Below are 6,760 nucleotides of genomic sequence, written 5' to 3' on the forward strand. Positions count from 1 at the left end.
AAATCTAGCCGTCGCAATCATATAGAACCCCTTATTTTAATAAAAAATAGGGGTTCTTTTTTATACTTTAAAAACTGTAAAAATAGGCGAATACCGTAAACCACGGCATTCTAAGGACATTGTTAGTATTAAAATCGGTGGGAAAATACTACTAAGGATTTAGTTCTTGAAAACTGTCCATCTCAGTCCTTCTTCGCCGATGATGCCATTCAGAGCAAATCCACATTTCTCAAGCACTCTTTTGGAAGCAGTATTATCAGAATCGGTCTCAGCTTCAACTGCTGAGACCTCTGAATGTGAAAACGCCCATTCCAATACCGCTTTGACTGCTTCGGTCGCATATCCGTTATTCTGGAATTCTTCAGAGATCCCGTATCCAATTTCTGCTATGCCGTCCGCTGAAAGCCCCTTGAAGCAGAGTTCTCCTATATGTGTGTTATCTTTCAGTTCAATCATCCAGATTGCATACCATTCCCATTGATCGGGATGATCCAGACAGCCGTCCAGCATTTCTGTGTAAGCGGCTTTCAGTATATCTATAGTCTGCGTTTCAATGAATTGTTTCATGATATCCTGCGATGCAGCATAGATTTTCAATCTTCTTGTTTCGAGCATTTCTTTCTCCTTCGGGCTGATTCGAATTTCCTATCATTATATCATAATCCTGCCATTTAATCAAGTCAAAACGAAATAACGGATAATATGCCTGTCTTCGACCGCAAAAGATTAAATCTATAATTATGAATGATATTACAAATACAACCATTAGTTGCAAAATATCTATTAACATTCGCTTGAACTCAACTGAATGTTGTGATAAAATAAAAATGTAGAAAGCACAGAGACCGGAGGTACATCATGGACAATAAAAGCGTTTTCAGAATGAATCTCGTAAAGCGCAGAAAGGCTCTCGGACTTACGCAGGAGCAGCTTGCCGCACGGCTCAACGTTTCACCGCAGGCTGTTTCAAAGTGGGAAAATACCAGCTATCCTGACGGTGAACTGCTTCCGCAGCTAGCAAGGGAGCTGAATACTTCTCTTGACTTCCTTTTCGGCGTAAAGATCACGAGCAGTGAAAGAGACATCGAGCAGCTCGTTGACGATGAAATGAGAGCAACTCTTCCGGAAAACAGAGCGGAAAAGCTCCTGAAGATAATGTATACTGCTCTCTGCGCCTGCAATCCAAACAACGACACCGTTGCAAAGCTCCGCGGCAGCTATGAACATGAGACCTACGCGGGGTTGAAAACTGACCGTGAACTGGCACTGGCACGCATCAGCAGGGACCTCAGGTACTTCTGTTTCCTTGAGATCCCTGACAACGGCGTTAATTCATACTTCGGGGATACCACGAATATGATACGCCTGTTTAATACTCTTGCAGACGATGACGCTATAAGTATAATCACCTATCTCGGAGCAAGCGTGAGGAACAAGATGTTCTCGGCGGCAATGATCTCGGAAAAGCTGAATATATCTGCCGAAAAGGTGCAGTACATAATAGACAGGCTTGACAGGTTCGGACTGGTATGGAGGGTCTCGGCGGATATCGACGACAAGCCCGTCATACTTTACGGCTATACACACCAGATACCGTTGACCATGATACTTGTACTGGCTAAGACGATAACCAATTATATACAGTACATGGATCCTAATGTAGAGGAATGGACACAGGGCGCTTTCAGGCGCGGAGACGGCGAGCAGGACGAGGTCGTCCCCCAGGTACCGTGGTGGGGAGAAGGAGAATTATAGGCAATGGCAGCGAAAGCTGTTGATATATCCGCTGAGGCATTACAGTGGAACAGAAAACGGAGGAAAAAACATGAAAAAAACAGCAGCATTAATTGCAGCCTGTGTTGTATCAGGCTGCGCAGCAATTTCACCCTACAGCGTTATACCTTATCAGGCAGCTGTGGAAGAGGGCTACGGCATGAACATAACGGTTGATCTCAAGGGCGAGCGCAAGGAGATATCCCCTCTTATCTACGGTGTCAACCAGTACACCACCAAGCTCAAGGACGTCCGTACATCAGCAGTACGTCAGGGTGGAAACCGTATGACAGCTTACAACTGGGAGACCAACGCTTCAAACGCAGGCTCTGACTGGAAACACAGCTCGGATACCAATCTTTCTGAGTCGGACGAACCTGCTGACTGTGTACAGGTCCTCTCAAAGGACGCAGCAAAAAACAATGTAGGCTATAAGCTGACAACTCTCCAGCTAGCAGGCTATGTGTCGGCTGACAAGGACGGTCCCGTATCTGAGGAGGAGACAGCTCCCTCTGACCGCTGGAACAAGGTAGTCATTACCAAGGATGCTCCATTTGCAGATAATCCCGACCTTAATGACGGAGTAGTATACATGGACGAGTATGTAAACTATATCATTAACAAGCTCGGGAACTCGCAGTCTGAAACTGGTATACAGGGTTACAGCCTTGATAACGAGCCCGTACTCTGGAACGATACCCACAGTCGTATGCATCCTGAGCCTGTTACTATTGAGGAGCTCGGCACAAAGTCTGTTGAAATGGCAAAAGCTGTAAAGAAGCTTGACCCCGGCGCCGAGGTATTTGGACCTGCGCTTTATGGTTATACTGCCTTCGATCACCTCGATGACGATGACGACCATACCGAATGGGAGGAGATAAAGGCTGCAAACAACTATCACTGGTATCTTGACTGTTATCTTGATCAAATGAAGAAGGCTTCCGAGGAATGTGGCACAAGGCTTCTTGACGTGCTTGATATACACTATTATTCCGAATCCGCAAGAAACGGTATCGAGGACAGATTACAGTCCGTCCGCACTCTTTATGAGGAGGGCTTTGTAGAGAACAGTTGGATAGGAAAGTGGTGCATGGAGAATGTGCCAATACTTCCCACTGTGAAAGCTTCCATAGACAAGTACTATCCCGGAACAAAGCTTGCCATATCCGAGTACAACTTCGGCGGCGGAGATAATGCTTCCGGTACTATAGCACAGGCTGAGGCGCTGGGCTGTTATGCTGATCAGGGTGTATATTTCGCTTCACTTTGGGGCGGAGAGCCCTTTATAGTTGCAGGTATCAACCTCTACACCAACTATGACGGCAAGGGCGGTAGCTTTGGCGATACCCTTATACCTGCGGCAACAGAGGACGTTTCAAAGTCGAGCGCTTACGCTTCTGTAGATGCTGATGACGATTCACAGGTAACAGTAATGGTAACCAATAAGGATCAGAATGACAATGAAAATGCAGTTATCGAGCTGAAAAACGCAGAAAAGGAATACAAGTCGGCAGCTGTATATGCTGTTTACGGCAGCGACGAGCAGATAAAGCTCATAGACATAATTAAGGACGTCACAGAAAACAAGGTAAAAGCTGAGCTTCCTGCCTTCTCAGCAGCTATGGTAGTAGTTTCCGATAAGGCTGACGCCTTCGACGGGCTGAAAACCTATGCAGAGACAAAGACGGATACGGTAACAAAGGAATATACCGATATCGAAGCTATGACAGACTCAAAGGGCTTTGTAACAGTTCCCATAGAGGATGCAAAGCACCTCTCAAAGATAATAATTAACGGCTCTGTAACGTCAAGCGCAGGTTCGAGCTGGGGCACAGCAGGCTGTGCGGTATGCATGAACGCAGTATCAAAGGACGGTGAGGGATTCTGGACATATAAGGATTTCTCTCTTTCTCTCGGAAGCAGCGTATCAGCTACGGTCAAGTTTGACGGCATACTTACAAAGACAACAGGCGAGGGCGCTGACAAGGTATCTGAGGATCTTGAGGCAACTATAGCTGACGGCAAGATAGAGCTCCAGAAGTGGTGGGACGCTTCTGAAAAGGGCGAATCAGGCGAGGATACTATTGAGCTGAAATATACCAGCGTTCAGGTGGTATACGAGTACGCTCAGGGTGAAGCTCCGGAGGTTTCGTCGACCACAACTACAACTGTGACCACAACGACTACGACTACAACTTCAACATCTTCGTTAAACGGTAGTGACGACAAAACAGTGTACGGTGACGCAAACTGCGACGGAACTGTTGATATTGCAGACGCAGTGCTTATAATGCAGTCTCTTTCAAACCCTGATAAATACGGGGTTAAGGGCAGCGGCGAGCTTCATATCACGGAGCAGGGACTCAAAAACGCAGACTGTTGTAGCACAGGCGATGGAGTTACAACGAATGATGCTCTTGCGATACAGCTTTTTAGACTGAATATCATTAAGTTGCTTCCCAGTGAAATAGAGGACTGATAAACGAAAAACACTGAAATTATTTATGTTTTTGCGCAAAAGGATTTCCTTAAGCACAGAGTTTATAAAGAAACTTTATATAAAATTATCGGTGGTACCTCCCTGTACAACAGAGAGGTACCACTGTGCCCCCTTCCAAATACTTTTATATGATTTTTCCCTAATAGGGCGCGACCTGCATTCTTGCAGGTCTTTTTTATTACTCACGCGTCCTATCATGGTAAAAGATAAAACCAGAAGTTTGAGTAAGGAGTTTGAGGTAGCCTCCATTTTTCTCAATATTTCGTGTAAAAACTCCTATATAAGCATTACATTTAAAGAAGTCAGTTTTTTGTCCGTTAATATGACTACATATTTGATTGATTTTTCATGCAGGATATCAATTGAAATTAAATCATTATTGTGGTATGATACAATTATAAGAAAAATAGTTGAACAAAACTGTTAAATATTTCCTATAAATATACGACCAGGAAAGGGTGAGAGATATGCCGTGCAACATAAAATTAAAAAAAGCAGCTGTTGCAATAGCCTCAGTTTTTACACTGACGCTTTTCTCACCTGGAGCTACTGTTATCGCCGAATTTGATATCCCATCGATGCCAGATTTTTCGTACATTGGCACGGTGGGTAGCCTTTCGGCTCAGCAGTCCAAAATAGCGGCAGAAACGGTATATGAGTCACTTTATTTCCACAAGAATGCCGTGGAATTTAGCAGCAGGGGAGTAAAGATGACCAACAGTAACGCTGACGATCTTATAGCGATATACAGGCACGTTTCTTCCTGCTATGATGTTGGCATACTTGTTAAAAAGGGCGTAATTTCTTACAGTCCCTACAGCAGCACCATAAGCCTGTCATATCTTTTCAGCGGAAGTGAGTATACTGAGAAGTACAGCGAGTACAGCGCTATGCTTGACGAGATACTTTCCGGTGTGGACTACAGCTGGTCTGAAGAGGAAAAAGCACTATATCTTCACGATTATTTAGCTGTTCGCTTTGATTACGACTATCCAGCGTATTATGGAGCTGTTACGCGCAATAACAAGGAGCAGTATAGCGCTTACGGTATGCTGAAAAACGGACTTGCGGTATGTGAGGGCTATTCAGAGCTTTATGCAAAGCTCCTTAACAGGCTCGGTATAGAGACTCAGCTTGTCACCAGTGATGAACTGCGACATGCGTGGAATATTGTACGCATAAACGGCAGCCGTTATTTTGTTGACGTAGCATGGGACGACAGCTTCCTCGGATACAAAGGCATAGTAAAGCATGACAATTTCCTCAGAACGGCTGAAGAGATGAAAAACTGCAATCACGAAACTGAAGATTGGAAGGACGTATTCGGAAATTCCCTTTATAATATAGAAGTGCCCGATAATTTCAGCAGTGCCTTCTGGCTCGGCACGAAAAAGGCAATAAAGCGTTATGATAACGGCTGGCTGGCAATGGTTGGTACAGTAAAGGCAACAAAGGCGGAGCTTTATAAATATGACGGTGGTACGCACAGTGTATTATCCTCGAAGACATTGGCTTCACTTCCTTCATCGGCGTCGACGTGGTTTGTATGGGGGAATGATCGTTCCTACTGGACTGAATCCTTCAATATACTTGAGGTTACCGGTGGAACTGCCTACTATTCTACGCCAACTGCTATATACGCTATATGTAACGGTAAAAGCATAAGGGTTTATGAGCTGAATGCTTCTGAGAAGTCTACGGGATATATCTACGGTATGTATGCCGAAGAAGGAAAGCTGTATTATGGGCTTGATACGGAGAGACACAATGTTGATATGAGTGGTACGGTGCCGGTAAAGTATAACAGTGCATCAGTTAAATCTCTTGAGGAGAGGATAGCTGCCGAAACCGGTGAGACATATACTACCTCTGCAAGCACTACTGTTTCCACAACTTATACAACCACAGTGACTACCACCAATAAACCCACAAAGAATGCCACAACCACAGTGGCTACCACCAAGAAGCCAACAACAACTACTACATCTACAGTGACTACCACCAAGAAGTCCACAACGACTACTACAACCATAGTGACTACCACCAAGAAGTCCACAACGACTACTACAAACATATTGACTACCATCAAGAAACCCACAACGATTGCCACAACCACAGTGACTACCACCAAGAAACCCACAACGACTGCCACAACCACAGTGACTACTACTGTGACAACCACTACATTTCCTCCAGAAAAAAAGGGAGATGTGGATGGTGACGGACAGAAAAACGCTGTTGACGCTTCGCTGATACTATCGCATTATGCGAGGATATCAACCGGCGGCAGGGCTGAATTCAACAGGGAGCAGCAACTTGCAGCCGATGTAGACGGCAACGGACTTATTGACGCGGTAGATGCCTCGTGCATACTCAGTTATTATGCTTTTCTTTCAACTCATACGGAAACGCTTTCCATAGACGCTTATCTTGATAGGCAGCGTTTGCAGTGATATATATGAACAGTCCTTATTTAGAGTAAGGACT

General features: G+C 44.8%; 4 protein-coding genes. 3 read left to right on the forward strand and 1 reads right to left on the reverse strand.

Annotated elements, in window-relative coordinates; translation table 11 throughout:
• Positions 1 to 159: 159 nt before the first annotated feature.
• Positions 160 to 615: a GNAT family N-acetyltransferase gene (locus J6U00_RS10045; RefSeq protein ID WP_296581491.1), complete on the reverse strand. Its 456-nt coding sequence runs from the start codon at positions 613 to 615 to the stop codon at positions 160 to 162.
• A 243-nt stretch (positions 616 to 858) separates the two neighbouring features.
• On the opposite strand from J6U00_RS10045, the gene J6U00_RS10050 reads away from it, so the two are divergent.
• The 3 genes from J6U00_RS10050 (at position 859) to J6U00_RS10060 (ending at position 6,726) form a co-directional block, all read left to right on the forward strand.
• On the forward strand, positions 859 to 1,755 hold the full coding sequence (locus J6U00_RS10050) for a helix-turn-helix transcriptional regulator (protein WP_296581493.1): 897 nt from the start codon (positions 859 to 861) through the stop codon (positions 1,753 to 1,755).
• Positions 1,756 to 1,825: 70 nt separating this feature from the next.
• Positions 1,826 to 4,252 (forward strand): glycoside hydrolase family 44 protein, encoded by a 2,427-nt coding sequence (locus J6U00_RS10055; protein ID WP_296581495.1) that lies wholly within the window; start codon positions 1,826 to 1,828, stop codon positions 4,250 to 4,252.
• A 488-nt stretch (positions 4,253 to 4,740) separates the two neighbouring features.
• On the forward strand, positions 4,741 to 6,726 hold the full coding sequence (locus J6U00_RS10060; protein ID WP_296581498.1) for a dockerin type I domain-containing protein: 1,986 nt from the start codon (positions 4,741 to 4,743) through the stop codon (positions 6,724 to 6,726).
• Positions 6,727 to 6,760 lie beyond the last annotated feature (34 nt).

It is taken from the genome of Ruminococcus sp., from assembly GCF_017650195.1.
In the GTDB taxonomy this organism is placed as follows: Bacteria; Bacillota; Clostridia; order Oscillospirales; family Ruminococcaceae; genus Ruminococcus.

Coding starts and splice junctions, on each gene's coding strand:
- J6U00_RS10045 (WP_296581491.1), bottom strand. CDS start 615: ATGCTCGAAACAAGAAGATTGAAAATCTATGCTGCATCGCAGGATATC.
- J6U00_RS10050 (WP_296581493.1), top strand. CDS start 859: ATGGACAATAAAAGCGTTTTCAGAATGAATCTCGTAAAGCGCAGAAAG.
- J6U00_RS10055 (WP_296581495.1), top strand. CDS start 1,826: ATGAAAAAAACAGCAGCATTAATTGCAGCCTGTGTTGTATCAGGCTGC.
- J6U00_RS10060 (WP_296581498.1), top strand. CDS start 4,741: ATGCCGTGCAACATAAAATTAAAAAAAGCAGCTGTTGCAATAGCCTCA.